Source organism: Rhodococcus pseudokoreensis (assembly GCF_017068395.1).
GTDB classification, from domain to species: Bacteria; Actinomycetota; Actinomycetes; order Mycobacteriales; family Mycobacteriaceae; genus Rhodococcus_F; species Rhodococcus_F pseudokoreensis.
The window spans coordinates 8,714,702-8,730,774 of sequence record NZ_CP070619.1 but is presented as its reverse complement, the minus strand read 5'-3'; the positions used below and the strand labels follow the sequence as shown (position 1 = coordinate 8,730,774).

Annotated in this window: 12 protein-coding genes and 3 pseudogenes; 7 read left to right on the top strand and 8 right to left on the bottom strand. The window is 64.6% G+C overall.

Annotated elements, in window-relative coordinates:
• Window positions 1-412: 412 nt before the first annotated feature.
• From JWS13_RS46070 to JWS13_RS45110, 8 genes and pseudogenes are all read right to left on the bottom strand, one after another.
• Entirely contained in the window at window positions 413-814 is a 402-nt protein-coding gene (locus tag JWS13_RS46070) for a MarR family winged helix-turn-helix transcriptional regulator (protein WP_259375208.1), read from the bottom strand.
• A 535-nt stretch (window positions 815-1,349) separates the two neighbouring features.
• Window positions 1,350-1,778: an MFS transporter gene (locus JWS13_RS45855; RefSeq protein ID WP_206004857.1), complete on the bottom strand. Its 429-nt coding sequence runs from the start codon at window positions 1,776-1,778 to the stop codon at window positions 1,350-1,352.
• A 46-nt stretch (window positions 1,779-1,824) separates the two neighbouring features.
• A pseudogene (locus tag JWS13_RS46600) lies at window positions 1,825-1,908 on the bottom strand (hypothetical protein); the annotation flags it as partial.
• 436 nt (window positions 1,909-2,344) lie between these two features.
• Window positions 2,345-3,969: pseudogene (locus JWS13_RS45130) on the bottom strand (acyl-CoA synthetase).
• 51 nt (window positions 3,970-4,020) lie between these two features.
• On the bottom strand, window positions 4,021-5,760 hold the full coding sequence (locus JWS13_RS45125; protein ID WP_225929616.1) for an FAD-dependent monooxygenase: 1,740 nt from the start codon (window positions 5,758-5,760) through the stop codon (window positions 4,021-4,023).
• 130 nt (window positions 5,761-5,890) lie between these two features.
• Window positions 5,891-6,841, bottom strand: coding sequence for a fumarylacetoacetate hydrolase family protein (locus tag JWS13_RS45120; protein WP_206004566.1), 951 nt, complete (start codon window positions 6,839-6,841; stop codon window positions 5,891-5,893).
• A gap of 28 nt (window positions 6,842-6,869) precedes the next feature.
• A complete protein-coding gene (locus tag JWS13_RS45115) occupies window positions 6,870-7,877 on the bottom strand; it encodes a fumarylacetoacetate hydrolase family protein (protein WP_206004858.1) in 1,008 nt (335 codons plus the stop codon).
• A 72-nt stretch (window positions 7,878-7,949) separates the two neighbouring features.
• Window positions 7,950-8,846, bottom strand: coding sequence for a VOC family protein (locus JWS13_RS45110; protein WP_206004859.1), 897 nt, complete (start codon window positions 8,844-8,846; stop codon window positions 7,950-7,952).
• A 422-nt stretch (window positions 8,847-9,268) separates the two neighbouring features.
• On the opposite strand from JWS13_RS45110, the gene JWS13_RS45105 reads away from it, so the two are divergent.
• From JWS13_RS45105 to JWS13_RS45075, 7 genes and pseudogenes are all read left to right on the top strand, one after another.
• Complete coding sequence (locus tag JWS13_RS45105) at window positions 9,269-10,609, top strand: MFS transporter (protein WP_206004860.1); 1,341 nt, start codon at window positions 9,269-9,271, stop codon at window positions 10,607-10,609.
• Window positions 10,610-10,809: 200 nt separating this feature from the next.
• Window positions 10,810-12,168 carry an MmgE/PrpD family protein gene (locus JWS13_RS45100; protein WP_206004861.1) on the top strand — a complete coding sequence of 453 codons (1,359 nt, stop codon included), beginning with the start codon at window positions 10,810-10,812 and terminating at the stop codon, window positions 12,166-12,168.
• A gap of 20 nt (window positions 12,169-12,188) precedes the next feature.
• Window positions 12,189-12,578, top strand: coding sequence for a RidA family protein (locus tag JWS13_RS45095; protein WP_206004862.1), 390 nt, complete (start codon window positions 12,189-12,191; stop codon window positions 12,576-12,578).
• A gap of 92 nt (window positions 12,579-12,670) precedes the next feature.
• A pseudogene (locus JWS13_RS45090) lies at window positions 12,671-13,123 on the top strand (acyl-CoA dehydrogenase family protein); the annotation flags it as partial.
• Between the two features lie 80 nt (window positions 13,124-13,203).
• Window positions 13,204-13,920 (top strand): CoA transferase subunit A, encoded by a 717-nt coding sequence (locus JWS13_RS45085; protein ID WP_206004863.1) that lies wholly within the window; start codon window positions 13,204-13,206, stop codon window positions 13,918-13,920.
• 29 nt (window positions 13,921-13,949) lie between these two features.
• Entirely contained in the window at window positions 13,950-14,603 is a 654-nt protein-coding gene (locus JWS13_RS45080; RefSeq protein WP_206011498.1) for a CoA transferase subunit B, read from the top strand.
• Window positions 14,600-15,784 (top strand): acetyl-CoA acetyltransferase, encoded by a 1,185-nt coding sequence (locus JWS13_RS45075; RefSeq protein WP_206011497.1) that lies wholly within the window; start codon window positions 14,600-14,602, stop codon window positions 15,782-15,784. Before JWS13_RS45080 ends, JWS13_RS45075 begins: the two co-directional genes overlap by 4 nt.
• Window positions 15,785-16,073: the final 289 nt, after the last annotated feature.

Here is a 16,073-nt window from a genome sequence, read left to right as displayed (position 1 = left end):
ACCGAGTGCAGCAGCGTCTTCACCCAAGGCCAGAGGCCTTCGGCGTCTGCGACATCAAGTTCGTCGAAGCAACGAGGCTGCCGACACCCTGGAGCGACACATCCAGTCCACACGGATGCCCTTCTCGTCTACAGACACAAATCCGAGACCCATTCGCTGCCGGCCTGACCGACGCCGCAGCAGACGGCACCGCCCGGCCATCGGCGCACCCTGCACGCTTTCAATACTGCGCGGCCACACCAGCACTTGGACATGTCCACCCAGTCGGCCTGATCCATTTCCGGACGAGCGCAGACACCTGAGCTGGCTCATTTCGTCAGTGCGCGTGTTCCGGACCTGAGATCCGGTCGAGCAAGGCACGCAGGTCGGCCTCGACCTGCAGTGAAAACGCGCCGACTTCCGAATAGGCTGTTCACTGCTGGAGGGTATTGAACAACTTCGTGAGCAGTTCGGACAGCTGGGATTGATCTTCCTCGGACAAACCTGAGACCAGATCAAGCTCGACCTGATGTTGTAACCCGGCTGCCTCCTCGACAGCTTCTTTACCGGCCTCCGTGAGGTCGATCGTGAGTCGGCTTCGATTCTTGGGCTGGACCGTACGCGTCACATATCCATCGCGCTCGAGGCGGTCGACTCCCCCAGTGATTGTGGGACGGGTCAACTGTAGACTGTCTGCCAATTGGGAGGGTTCCTGGGTCCGAGCACGTAGAGCTGGGACATGATCCGAAACGCTCCCCACGTCCACCCCAGAGGTCGGTGGACCTCGTATTCCATGCGCTTTTCGTTCAGACGGGCGAGGCGGCCGATATGCCATACGATCGCGGCGGCGGTGTAGTCGACCTGGGTCGTCGGGCGCCCCAGCAACCGAAGGGAGGCCTCTTGCCACCGTCGACCCTCGAGCTGCATGGGCCTGAGTGTACGAGACCCGACACGTGATGTGGCTTTCGCCCCGTCCGGCTCCCGCGGACAACCCTCCGTCGGGACAATGTCCAACTCCTGCGTCACCGTTGATGCCCCCATCATCTCGTCCCGTTGTCCCTGCATCGTGCACACCCCGTCACCATCCTCGCCGCACGCTACGGTCAGAAAATGGTGGTGTAGTCAGAGCCATGGTGGCCGACCGTTGCCACGGAGCCGCACAGGCCCAGATCGACGGCCGCCGTCGAGACCACCGATGTCCTCTCACCAGATGGGCGGCATCCGCCGGAAGGCCGGACACGTCTGTGCTGCGGTGGTCATTCACGACGATGCCAGATAGCTGGGACGGCACAGATAGGCGACTACCACCACCGGCAGCGCGACTCCGACAAGTGCTGCTGTCACTCCGATCGTGTCGGTGATCCACCCGCTCAGTCCTGCTGCGAACGGACGGGCTCCGACGAAGCCGACGAACCACAGGGCCATGATCGGCCCCGAAGCTCGTCGGGTGATCTGTTCTGGATCTGCGTAGTAATGCTGGTGAACGCCAGGGTCATCCCGATACCGGACACACCGAATGCGATCAACGTGAGAGGGGCGTTGTCCGTTCCTCCCGCGAGCACGAGACCACCTGCGATCAGCAGCAATCCGCCACTGCCCAGACACTCGATCCCCACGGCGCGGTGCAGCGGACCGAACAGCAAGAAGCCGACGCCGGCACCGATACCGAAGCAGGACGCCATCCATCCGGCCAGAGCCGCTTCGGCGCCGAGTTGCTCCGCCAATGCCGGCGCCAAAGTGACGGCTGGGTCTACGCCGACTCCAACCGCCGCGATCCCGAGCAGAAGCACGAGCAGCACCCGGTGAGAGTGCCACGGCGGCACCCATGGCAGGCCCACCGGCCCTGCCTACCGTGATGGGGACCGTGTTCAGCGACATTGCCGCGGTCATTTCCCCCGGTCTGATCATTGCGGGCACGATCGATTGCATCGCAGGGCCGCCGATCGCGAAGCCCAGTCCGACGACGACGGAGGACAGCATCACCGGAGTGAGACCTGACAGTCCGTCCACTCCCCCCGGACAGCCAGAGCCACAACGCCAGGCCACCCGCGCCGACCCCGGTCAACAACGAACCCGCCACGATCTGGGTGGCGGCCTTGCCACGGTCGGCCAACTGCCCGCTGAACGGCGCGAAGAGCAGTTGCGGGGCGGAGTGGGCCACCGTCACCATGCCCACGGCCCAGGCCGAACCGCTCAGATCGAATGTCAGGATCGCGGCGACCACCACGAAGGTCCACGTGCCGCACGACGAGAGCAGTTTGCCCCAGAAGAACGGCCCGAAGACCGGATCGACGGTTAGCCGGAAGGCCCCTCGACTGCGATTCTGCGGGTCGTCGGTCGAGGGATCCACGGGTGCTCGGCTCAACTACTGGCCCGAATCATTCTCTGCCGAGCCGATGTTCGATGCGAGGCCGCCGTACAGATCACGCAGTTCACGCTTGAGTACCTTGCCACTCGGGTTCTTCGGCAGCGCGTCGCTGACGACAACATATTTCGGCTGTTTGTAGCCGGCGAGCCGGCCACGGGTGTGGTCCTTGATCTGCTCAGAGGTCACTGCCGCTCCAGGTTTGGGGACGACGACTGCGGTGACGGCCTCAACCCAGTACGGATGGCTGATGCCGAAAACCGCGACCTCGGCGACATCGTCGTGTTCGTAGATCGCTTCCTCGACCTCACGGCTGGCGACGTTCTCTCCGCCGGTCTTGATCATGTCCTTCTTGCGGTCCACGACCGACAGGTAGCCGCCTTCGGTCATGATGCCGAGATCGCCGGAGTGGAACCAGCCGTCACGGAACGCCTCGGCGGTTTTCTCCTCGTCGTTGTAGTAGCCGAGTGCGGCCTGCGGGCTTCGGTGCACGATCTCGCCGATCTCGCCGACCGGCACGGGGTTTCCGTCGTCGTCGACCAACCGGGTCTCGACGTTCAGGGCGGCACGGCCCGCCGACCCGGCTCGTTCGACTTGTTCATGTGGGCGCAATATCGTTGCCAGAGGTGCCATCTCGGTCTGGCCGTAGAAGTTCCACAGCTGCACCTGCGGCAGGCGTTGCTGCAACTCCCGGAGGATCTCCACCGGCATGGGCGACGCACCGTAGTAGCCCTTGCGCAGACTCGACAGGTCCGTGCTGTCGAACGAAGGATGGCGCAGCAACGAGATCCACACGTCGGCGGGCAGAACAGTTTGGTCACGTTCTCCCGGGCGATGGTCTCGAGCAGCACCGCGGGGTCCGGGGCCGGCAGGATGATGCTGGTTGCGCCGAGGTAGACATCGACGGAGAAGAAGCAATCCAGCTGCGCGCAATGGAACATCGGCAGCGCATGCACCTCGACATCGTCCACGCTCATTCCACCGTCGATCGCGCAGGAGGTGTACTGGGCTATCAAAGAACGACTGGACAGCATCACGCCCTTGGGGCGCGATTCGGTGCCCGAGGTGTACATCAGGCGGACCGGATCGTCGTCGGCGACCAGGACGTTCGGTGCCGAGTCGTGACCGGAACGCCACCAGTCGTCGACGTCCTCCCACCCGGCGTCGGGTGCTGCCCCTGAGGTCGAGATCCATCCCCGCACACCGTCGATGCGCGCGGTGGCCAGTGCCTTGCCTGCTGTGGGGGCGAGCGTGTCCTCCACGAGGATCCCACGCGCATCGGCGTGTTGCAGGATGTAGGCGATCTCGTCCGGGCCGAGCATGAAGTTCACCGGCACCAGGACCACGCCCAGCTTCGCGGTGGCGAAGACGGTCAGAGCGTACTGCCAGCAGTTGTGACTCAGCAGTGCCAGCCGGTCGCCCTTGGTCAGGCCACGGGCGGTCAGCGCATGGGCCATCCGGTTGGCCGCGGCGTCGAATTCGGCGTAGGTCACCCGCAGGTCTCCGGCGACGACCGCGAGCTTGTCCGGATACCGTAAGGCGGTACGGTGCAGCAGGTCTCCGATGGAGTGCTGCCGGGCATCTGCGACGGCAGCGGTGGTCTCCGGTGTGAACGTCGTGTCCATGTGTCTTCTGTCTCCGGTGAAGTGTCGGGGAGTGGAGAGGAGCGAGCGCGGTCAGAGGTGCAGCACAGTCCTCATCACGCGGGAGAGCTCGGCTGCTGCATCCGTCGGACGGTCGACGCTCCTCCAGGTAACATGCCGGTCGGGACGGACCAGCACCGCGCCGGCGTGCCCGACCTCGCGGGCGTCGCTCCATTCCCAGTAGGGGTCGAGGATGTCACCGCCGATCCGATGGGCGACGACCTGCACCCCGAGTTCGGCCGAGACCTTCTCGGCAGCTTCGAACCAGTGCTCGGCGTCCAGACCGACCAGCAGGGCGAATTCCAACCCGTCGACGAGGTCGAGCGTGGAGATCTGCTCCCCATTCCGGATCAGCCGCGCGTGGGGCACACGCGCCCCGGGCCTGGTGGTGGTCTGGAAGTCCAGGACGGGATCACCCTCGAACGGAGGGTAGGGCGTCTCGTCGTGCACGAGGGCACCCTCGTCGTAGTGGTATCCGACTTCCAGACCCAATGCGTTGAAACGGTTCTCGTTCTTGTCGAGGGCAGCGCGCAAAGCCGCGCGCCGTTCATCTCCCAGCGGACCCGGATCCTCGAGGGACGCCAGCGCTTCCCATCCCTCTTCCTCGGAAAGCCCTTCGTGGAGTCCGACAGCTTCCTGGATCGCCGTTGCCTGGTGCAGGCTCTTGATGGCTCGGTCGACGCCCGTCGCGCCGATGGGCTGGCGCTCACTGTTGTAGGTGTCCAGCAGCTCGGCACCGGCCTCATCGCGGAGGACGAGTGCAAGCTTCCAGGCCAGGTTGTAGGCGTCGGCCACCGACATGTTCAGGCCGAGGCCGTTCGTCGGGGGATGGCGGTGCACGGCGTCACCCATGCAGAACACGCCGTCGCGGGCGTACTCGGGGGCGACCTGCGCGTTGACCTTCCACCCCGAGATGCCGAGGATCTCGATGTCGTCGACGGGCTCGCCGACGGCCCGTTCAATGTGACCGATCGCCTGCTCTTCGGTCATCTCGGACAGATCCTCGACCTCGGGGTCGTAGAACCTGTTGAGCACGAACTCGTCGAAGGGGTTCATGCAGATGAACGTGCCGAGCGCAAGCGGCGGTTGCGGGCCGGGGTGCATATTCCAGGTGAGCACGCCGGGTCGGTGTGCCAGATAGCGGCTGAGGTCGGCCTTGAACCAGATGTTCGCGGCGTGGAACAGCCCCGAGGGTCCCTCGATGTCGAGCCCGGCGAAGCCGAGCACTTTGGTGCGGGCACCGTCCGCACCGATGACGTAGCGGGAGCGGACCGTCAATGTCGTGCCGTCCTCGCGGTTGAGGATCGTACTGACCCAGTGGTCCCCCTCGCGCTCCATCGAGAGGAGTTCACGCTGGAACTGCACGTCGGAGCCGGCATCACGCAGTGCCTCGACCAGGACCGGTTCGAACCGGGTCTGGGGGCAGTTGATCGAGGGGCAGGGGCTCGCCGCGAGGTAGTCGGCCTTGCGGTGCGGGGAGGTGCCCCATGCTTCCTTGCGGGCGATCTCGGGCTGGTTCAGCGTGGTGTACCAGACGTGGTGTCGCAGGCGCTCGTGGGGTGAGGACACTGCCTCGATTTCTTCCTGGACACCCAGGTGTCGCATGATCTCGACGGTGCGGGGGTTGACGATGTGGGCACGCGGCGAGTGTGCGGTTCCCGGGTACTTTTCGACCAGTACGTGCTCGATTCCGAACTTCGCAAGCGCCAGGGCGGCGGTCAACCCGGCGGGTCCGGCACCGACGATGAGCACCGGGGTTTCAGCATCAGCCATGGGAGGTGTCCTTCTCGTGCATCCGTGGGTGAATGAGTGTCATTCGTTCGGGCTTCGCGTGTGTCGACGGCGTTGCAGGCGAACAGTGACATCCAGGGGTTTCGGTTGGTGGGGTAGTTTTCGACGCGGATCAGCGGGCCGCGAGGCGCGATCCGCGCGGTGGGACCGGCACGACCTCCGGACCGGTGACGACGGTGGTCTCGATGCGGCCGAGGCGTTCGACCTCCAGGACTACGGTGTCGCCCGGAGTGAGCCAGCGAGACGAGGTGGTGTCGAGGCCGAGGTGTTCGAACAGACAGCAGGTGGGCAGGGTGCCGCCGCCGATGACGTCGCCCGGAACCACACGGGTACCTCGGGAGGCGTACGCGATCACATCGGCGAAGGACCAGTAGGTGTCGGCCCAGTTGCCTTCGCCGATAACGCTTCCGTTGACGCTGACGCGGGCGGTGAGGTCATATCCGAGATTGCGGCGCCGATCGGCCAGCTCGTCGGGGGTGACCAGGTACGGTCCGGTGCTGGTGACGGTGTCCTTGCCCTTGACCGGTCCCAGGGATCCGGTCATCTCGTGCATCTGCACGTCACGTGCACTCCAGTCGCACAGCACCATGTAGCCGGCGATGCGGTCTTCCGCCTGTTCGGGTGTCAGGTTCGCGCCGGTCCTACCGACCACCGCTGCGATCTCGAGTTCGAAGTCGAACATCGAGGATCCCGGAGCGATCGGGACCTCGTCGTTGGGTCCTACGATCGCCTGAGGGTTGGAGAAGTAGAAGGTGGGCTGTTCGTACCACACCTCGGGTACGGGTCGGTCGAGCCACTTGTTGCAGTTGACGACATGACCTTCGAATGTCATGCAGTCACGGAAGGACGGAGGCGCCGCGATCGGGGCCTGCATTCGCGCCTCGGTCAGCGGAATGGTCTCGTTGTGCGCCTGGAGGATTCGCTCACCGGCGATGACGAGGTCCGAGGTTTGCACCAGCTCGAGCAGGGTTGCAGACGCGGGGTCACCGACGATCTGATCGTCCTGCACCACTCCGACGGCGGTCGAACCGGTCGAGGGCGAAATGTAGGTCACGAATTTCACGGTGTGCCTCCTGTCCTTCCGTATGGGGTCACGCGCGGGTGATGTGGGTGACCTTGTTCGTGAGCGTGCCCAGGCCCTCGATCTCGATGTCGATGGTCGGCGTCATGCGGCTCATGTCGATCTCGTGGTGTCCGCGGGGGAACTTCTCGTTGCCCTTCGCGGCCGTGCCGGTGAGGATGATGTCGCCCGGCTCGAGGGTGAAGTAGCGGCTGGCCCAGGAGATGAGCTTGGCGACTGTGAAGCTGTAGGCGGAGGTGGAGTCCTCGGCGAACACCTCGCCGTCCGCGTAGCCGCGGACCGCGAGCGCGTCGGGGTTGCTGATCTCGTCGGCGGTGGTGAGCCACGGTCCCATCGGGCCGAAGGTGTCGGTTCCCTTGGAACGCGTGTGGTAGGTGAGGTACACGGCCAGATCGTCGGGGCCGTTGACCCGGCGCCATGCGAAGTACTCCGAGTAGCCGGGGGAGTCGGCCTGCTGCCGGCTTACGTCGACGGCGATGGAGTCGCCCCGCTTGAGACCCTGCGAGGTGATGTCGTTGACGATCGTGTAGCCGGCGACATGGTCGAGGGCCTCGTCCTCGGAGATGTTCTTGGCTTTGCGCCCGATGATCACGCCGACTTCGAGTTCAGGGAAGGTGAAACCGTAGTCGTCGGGGATGATCTCGATGTTGTCACCGTGGCCGACCATCGCGCTCGGCGGCTTGAGAAAGAACATCGGAGCCGCGGCCTCGACGTGGGCACCGCGGGTGAGCAGCGAGTTGTTCATCGCGGCGCAGAGAATCTTGCCGGTGTCGGGGACCGGCGGCAGCCAGGTCAGCTCGTCGAGGCTCACCGACGGCGCGTCGGCGATCCCCTGGTAGGCCTGCCGGACCTTCGCCCATTCGTCGGCGCCTGCCTTCAACAGCGTCTTGACGGTGGCGGGGGCATCACCGAGGCCGGCCTTGGCGTACAGATCGGCGAGCGTGACCACGCGGTCCTGGTCCGGAACCGCGACCACGACGTGATCGGTGCCCGCGATGGCGACAGAAGCGAGTCTCATATTGCTGTCCTTCGATAGTTGTGTGCGGATATTCGTGCAGTGATGGTCAGATGGAGTCGACGGCGCGAACGTCTACTCGACATCCGAACCCAAGGCCGTGGCGGCGCCGGTCAGCGGTCGATGACCCCACGACCAGTAGGGGCGGTCGTGCCGTCGTTGCGGCCACGTTCGCTCGTCGATTCGAGTTGTCCCCCATGCCACTTCGACCTCGAAGGCGTCACCCATGGGCTGGTAGAACGAGATCACGCCGTCGCCGGGGTGGCGCCCGAGATCACGAGAGATCGGAAATCCTTCGTCGAGAAGCCGGTCTCGGATGGCGCCCAGAGCATCGAGGTGGTCGACTTCGACTGCGAAGTGCAGCACGCGTGGACGCGCCGACGTCACCTCCGCGAACGCCAGGCTGTGATGTCGCGGATTGCAGCGCACCATCGCGACCCGGTTGCCGCCGATGTTCATGGTCTCGGTGACGACCATGCCCAGAACCTCGGTGTAGAAGGCCATCGTGCGGCGGAAGTCGGTCACGCCGAGCACGAGGTGTCCGATCCCCATATCTCCAATGGAGAAGTCCACGCCGTGGGGAGAGAGGAATCGGTTCCGAACACGGCTCATACGGCCCCAGTACAACTCGGCGACGAATCCGTCGGGATCAACGAATGTCACCAGGTCCACCACGCCACGCTCGGCGGCCAGGTCGGGTCGGTCCTTCGGTTGTGCACCCGCAGCTTCCAACCTGCTGCAGATACCTTTCAATGCCGCTTCGTTCTCGACTTCCCATCCCGCGAATGCAAACGAGTCCTGGGTGGACGAGCGCACCAGAATGCGTGCGCCGGCTTCGGTGTCGAGCCGCAGGCCCAACGAGTCACCGGTGTCGTCGACGACCACAGCGCCGATCAGGTTGCCCCAACGCCGCCACAGGTCGATGTCGGTCGTGTCGACACCGATGTGGCCGAGGGCTGTCACCGCCGCCATGTGTACTTCCTCCATTTCTGCCCTGGATCGGGCTTGGGCTGGTGCCTCGGGTTCGGCCGGTGTTGGGGCGCTTGCACCGCATGCACCGGGAAAGCGATCGGGACTCCACCTGTTACATGGACGTCCATGAGTTAGGCACCTAACTGCTGATGTGAACGAAACCACATTGCCGACCCGGAGTCAAGGGGCGCAGTAGAACTCGAAGCGGACGCGGGAAATTCGATCGGCTTCTTGCCCTATCGGTAGCTATGTGATAGACATCACCGGCGTGGTGTTAGGTACCTAATTCCACCGCGGATCGGGCCCCGGCGGCCGCGGGCCTCGCAGGCCGATACACCGGCACTCCCCCAACCATGCGGCCGCACACCACCCCTCCATCAGCATTTTCGGCTGGGCCGAATGCCGCCTTTCAAGGAGATCGGATGTCAGACCACAACACCGCCATGTCCAGGCGGGTCGCACTCTCAGGCTTCCTGGGAACGACGATCGAGTACTTCGACTTCTACGTCTACGGGACTGTTGCCGCCCTGGTCTTCAACCAGGTCTTCTTCAACAACCTCGATCCCCTCGTCGGCACCATCGCAGCCTTTGCCACACTTGCGGCCGGCTACCTGTCCCGTCTGCTCGGCGCGATCATCTTCGGGCACTACGGCGACCGTTTGGGCCGCAAATCCGCCCTGCTGATCACCATGATCGTGATGGGTCTGGCCAGCGGCCTCATCGGTCTGCTGCCCACACAGGCACAGATCGGCGCCGCCGCACCACTTCTGCTGCTGACGTTGCGGTTGGTGCAAGGATTCGCACTCGGCGGCGAGTTCGGCGGAGCCGTCTTGATGACAGCGGAGCATTCCGCGGACAACAAGCGCGGACGGACCACCAGCCTCACCGTGATGGGTAACCCTGCGGGTTCGGCCCTGGGCATGCTGTCCGTTCTCACCCTCACCGGCGTGCTCACCACCGAACAGTTCCAGGCGTGGGGATGGCGAATCCCGTTCCTCCTGAGCTTCGGTCTGCTGATCATCGGCTACTTCGTCCGTCACAAGGTCGTCGAAAGCCCGGTCTTCGAGAAGCAGGTCTCCACCGCCGAACCCACCCGAGTACCGGTACTCGAACTCTTCCGGACCCAGCCTCGCAACCTCGTACTCGGCACGCTGATCCTGATCGGCGGAGTAGCCGGGACCGGCATCTTCGGCGTCTACATCCTTGCCTACGCCACAGGCCTGGGCCACGAGCGCTCTACCGTGCTGACCGCTGTACTGCTGGGCACGATCGGGTCAGCGCTCCTCACCCCTGTCATCTCGTCGTTCTCCGATCGAGTCGGCCGTCGACCCATCCTGCTCGTCGGGACCGCCCTGACCGCCGCGGTGTCCTTCCCGCTGTTCTGGGTCATCGACCAACTCAACAGTGCGCTGCTCATCGTGTCGTTGACCTTGTACATCACCTTCGTGATGACCTGCATCACCGCAGTGGCTCCGGTCCTGCTCAGCGAGCTGTTCCCCACCCATCTCCGCTACACCGGCGTCTCCATGACCTACCAGCTCGGAGCGCTGCTCGGAGCAGGCCTGATGCCCCTCGCGGCATCCACCTTGGTCGCCAACTCCGGAGGCAACGGATACCCCGTAGCCGCATTGATCGTCGGTGTCAGCGTGATCAGCTTGATCGCAGTATTCCTCACCCCCGAGACATCAGGGTCCTCCCTGACCGAGACCGACACGCAGTCCGCGCCCTCCGACAGCGCCCGGACAGCCTCCCGCATCGCGTGACCTCGACCCGGACGGCGATTCACCGTCGCCGCCCGGTCCGTCTCGTCGGGTCCGCCCGACGGCGCGCACCGGTCCCGAGACACGCAGCGAACGAGTCCGCCCGGCCCGAAACCACAGCGCAATCCCTCCGAGCGCCCCGAGACCGAACCACTCCCCTCCCCGGATCCTTTCGAGACCGAACGAACCAGGACAGCCCACCCATGGCCCCCGAAGACGAACTGATCGAGTTCATCCACGACACTCACCTCCGGGATCTGTCCCTCGACGCGCGCCACACCGTCACCACGATGATCGGTGCCAATATCGGCACCACCGCAGCCGGCGCTGCCGAGGACGGCTGCACCCAGCTACGCCACTTCCTCCTCGCTCGCGGCGGCCGGGAAGAAGCGACCGTCCTTGTGTACGGCGATCGCCTTCCTGCGACCGCAGCCGCCCAACTCAACGCCACCATGGCCCGGGCCCTGGACTACGAAGACGCGATGGTCCCGGGACTCCACCTCGGTGCCGCACTGATCCCCACCGCCCTTGCCTGCGCCGAACTTCGCGGCGGCGTGGACGGGACCGAGTTCCTGACAGCGGTGGCGATCGGCGCCGAGGTCGGAGCGCGGATCAATCTCCCCGATCGGCTCTACAACGGATTCGACCCGACAGGAATCGCCGGCCCCATCGCCGCCGCCGCGACGGCCTCCCGGCTCCTCGGGTTGTCACCCGAGCGTATTAGTCAGGCACTCGGGCTGGCTTTCAACAGGACCGCCGGAAGTTTTCAGAGCAATATCGACGGGTCGCTCGCCGTGCGCCTGATTCAGGGCTGGGTCGCCGAGAGCGGGGTTCTGTGCGCCCAACTGGCTCAGGCCGACTTGACCGGACCGACAGGATTCCTCGACGGACTGTACGGATATGCGCATCTCTACGCCCGCAACGAAATCGCAGGCGCCCAGATGACAGCCGACCTGGGAAACCGTTGGGAACTCACCAATACCGGCTTCAAGAAATATCCCAGCTGCGGGCTCACCCAGGGCACTACCGAGTTGGCTCTGCGCGCCTACGCGGACGGTGTCCGCCCGAACATGATCGAGAACATCGAGGTAACCATGACACCATATGGTCACCGCCTCGTCGGCCACCCCTTCAACCCCGGCGAAAACCCGCGTGTTGCAGCACAGTTCAGCGCATCCTACTGTGCTGCAGGAGCGCTTCTCCACGGTGCGGCGCGATTGGAGCACTTCAGGCCTGATACGATTCTCGGTGCCGACGTACAGGAGCTGGCGAGCAGGACTATCGTCCGCGCCGATCCGAGTCTGGATGAATGTGGCCCCGGTGCAACACGACTGACAGTTCACGCCACGAACGGCGACGTTCTCGGCTATGGTATCGACGCGCCGCCCGGATTCCCCGGAAATCCTCTGAGCCCGGACGATCACGAGAATCGCCTACGCGACTGCCTGTCGGCAGCACACGGCCCGACGATCTCATCACGCACCGAACGGCTCGTCGAATCACTCAACCGACTGGACCAACTCGACAACGTCTCCACGCTGATCGAGCTCCTGACAGCCTGACCGAAAGGACCTGAACAACCATGACTCGTCGCTCCGTAGAAGTCCCCGGACTGCACCACGGCGGCCTGCCGATCCCCCAGGCCTGCGTGGTCGGAAACCTCCTCGTATCCGGAGGTATCGTCGCCCTCGACCCGGAGAAGAACGACGTACCGACCGACACCGAGGCCCAGGTCGAACTCGTCTTCGCCAATCTCCGCCGCACCGTAGAGGCGGCGGGTGGTCGAGTCGAGGACGTCGTGAAGTGCACCGTTTTCGTGCGAGACAAGTCCATCCGTCCCATCATCGACAAACACTGGGTCGAGATGTTCCCGGACGAGACCAGCCGTCCGGCCCGACATACGCTCCGCATCGACCTTCCTGAACCCCAGCAGATCCAACTGGAGATCATGGCGGTTCTCGGAGAAGGCTGATCTACCCGAATATTCCTTTGGCACATTGATTCCGGAAGGACTTCCCGCGATGGTTGCATCCTCGGCCGGCGTGCGCGCCGAACTCGGCCCGGGGCCGGATCCATCACTGCATGCGCCTGAACGGGATGGCCGAACGCGCCATCGCCCTGATGACCGACCGCGCCCGCACTCAGGCCGCGTTCGGCCGGCCTCTCGCCGACGAGGGCGTCGCACAGGCCACCATCGCCGATGCACGGATCAAGGTCGATGCGGCACGGCTGATGGTGCTGCGCGCCGCCTGGCGGATGGACGTCGCCGGCCCCAAGGAAGCTCGTCACGACATCGCCGCCACGAAGGTCGTGGTCCCGCAGACGGTCGAGTGGATCATCGACGAAGCCATCCAGATCTTCGGTGGTGCCGGTCTGTCCCAGGACATCCCGCTGGGCATGTTCTACTCCCAAGCACGTTTTCTGCAGATCGCCGACGGCCCCGACCAGGTCCACCGCCGCTCACTTGCGCGCACCGAGCTCTCCGCCACCCCGGCGCTCCGCGAAGTCCGTGGATAGCTTCCGCGGTATGCCGAATGCAACCTGATCGACCAGCAACCCCGGCTCGTTCGTGAGCCCTCCCCGAGGAAAGAACCCGCATGCCCGTTCTGCATAACTCTCCCACCGCATCCCTGTCCGACCTGTTGTTCGACGGCATGACCCTCGCCGTCGGTGGGTTCGGTCTCAGTGGTGTGCCTGTCGACCTCATCGATGCCGTGTGCGCCTCCGGTGTGAAGAACCTGACCGTGGTGTCCAACAACATGGGCATCGACGGCAAGGGCCTCGGTCTCCTCCTCGAAAAAGGACAAGTGAGTAAGGTCATCGCGTCCTATGTAGGTGAGAACTCCTTATTCTCCGAGCAATATCTCTCCGGCGCACTGGAAGTCGAGTTCAATCCGCAAGGAACTCTGGCCGAACGACTGCGCGCCGGCGGTGCGGGTATCCCGGCCTTCTACACGGCGACCGGTGTCGGAACCGACCTCGCCGAAGGTAAGCCGCACGCTGAGTTCGACGGCCGCACCTACGTTCTCGAACGCGGCATCGTCGCCGACGTGTCACTGGTCCGTGCGCACATCGCCGACACCGACGGCAATCTCGACTACCGCTATACCGCACGCAACTTCAATCCTGTCGTCGCGGCGGCCGGCCGGGTTACGGTCGCCGAAGCCGAGACGATCGTCGAACTCGGCGACCTCGCTCCCGATAGGGTGACCACCCCCGGTGTGTACGTCCAACGGGTCGTACGCGCCGCCGAGCGCGTCAAGGACATCGAACAGCGCACCGTGCAGCCCCAGCCGGCCGCCGCATCCGCGTGATCGCACTTCCTGCAGAAAGGAGCGGCATCATGCCGTGGACCCGAGACGAGATGGCCGCGCTGGCAGCCTCCGAACTCAATGACGGCGCCTACGTCAACCTGGGGATCGGGATCCCCACCTTGGTGGCCAACAATCTCCCCGAGGGACGCCGAGTGATCCTGCAGAGTGAGAACGGCCTGCTCGGCATGGGACCGTTCCCGTACGAGGGTGAGGAAGACGCCGATCTCATCAATGCCGGAAAGCAAACCGTGACGATCACGCCGGGTGGCAGCATCTTCGACTCGGCAGAGTCCTTCGGCATGATCCGCGGCGGTCACGTCGCGGTCGCCATCCTCGGCGCGATGCAGGTCTCCGCGTCCGGGGACCTCGCGAATTGGAGCATCCCCGGCAAGCTCGTCAAAGGCATGGGCAGTGCCATGGATCTCGTGGCCGGCACCCCACGAGTCATCGCCCTGACCGAGCACGTCGCCAAGGATTCCAGCCCCAAGATCGTCGAGACGTGCACGTTGCCGTTGACCGGCGTGGGCGTGGTCGATCGCATCATCAGCGACCGCTGCGTATTCGACATCGAGAACGGCGGCTTGGTGCTTCGCCGGATCGCTCCCGGCGCCACCGTCGACGAACTTCGCGAGCTCACCGGCGCGTGCTTCAGCATGGACCTCGACGAGGAGCGGGCCGCATGAGCCTGCACAACCGTTTCGGCACCGATGTGCTCATCACCGGCTGGGGGCATTCGCAGTTCGGCAAGCTCAACGACGAGACCGTGGAATCACTCATCGTCTCCGTCGCGCGGGAAGCGCTCGACAGTGCAGGTATCGAGCCCCGTCAGGTCGATGAGGTCTATCTCGGTCAATTCAATTCCGGGATGCACCCGTTGGGTTTCGCGTCCTCGCTTGCACTGCAGCTGTCCGACGATCTCGCGGGTGTTCCGGCCACGCGGGTCGAGAACGCCTGTGGATCCGGCAGCGCCGCTGTGCACCAGGGAATCCGGGCGCTGCTGGCGGGAACCGCCCGCACGGTGCTGGTGATCGGTGCGGAGAAGATGACCCATGCCGGCTCCGACGTCGTAGGGGCAGCGCTTCTCGGCGCCGACTACGAATCGGCCGGCAAGGAATCGACGACGGGTTTCGCCGGGCTGTTCGCCCGCGTCGCAGACGCGTATGCGGATCGATACGGCCCGGTCGGCGACACGCTCGCCCATATCGCTGCGAAGAATCACCGCAACGGTGTGCTCAATCCGTACGCGCAGCTGCGCAAGGATCTCGGATTCGACTTCTGCGCAACAGTGTCGGACCGGAATCCGATCGTCGCAGGACAGCTCCGCCGTACCGACTGCTCCCCCATTTCCGATGGTGCGGCAGCCCTCGTACTGACCACGGCGCCGACGACGTCCGCGCATACACGGGTCCGCATCACCGGATTCGGTCAGGCCAACGACTTCCTGCCCGCTTCCAAACGTGATCCCATCGAATTCGCCGGTAGCGTCACAGCCTGGCAACGCGCACTCGACATGGCCGGCGCCGGACTCGACGACCTCGACTTCGCCGAAGTCCACGATTGCTTCACCGTCGCCGAACTGGTCATGTACGAAGTCATGGGCCTGACCGAACGCGGCAAAGGCCGGCAGGTACTCGACGACGGAACAGTGCTCCCGGGTGGCCGATTGCCGGTCAACCTGTCGGGCGGGCTGAAGTCCAAAGGGCATCCTGTCGGCGCCACCGGGGTCTCCCAGCACGTTCTCGCCGCCATGCAACTGAGCGGCACGGCAGGACACATGCAGCTGAACTCACCGCGGCGCGGCGTGGTGCACAACATGGGCGGACTGGCGATCGCGAACTACGTCAGTGTCCTGGAATCACTCTGACTACCGTCACGAGCAATGGATCCGACCGACTTCGCAGCCCACCCACGGCCGGGCAACGAGAAGCTCTCGCACATCGAATGGCAGACGGCGAAACCACTCCGATCCGTGTGCTCGACGGGTACCACTCGATGTGACTACCCCCAAGTCAGTTCCACCAATCTGCCTGCAACCCGGAACAGTACGGCATAGGTGAACACCTCCCCGCCGCGATTGTCGGCACCCGCACACCGGATATCAGGTCATCCCCCTGAAAGAGCGGGGCCCCGTCAACCCCTGTCCGACCTGCTGT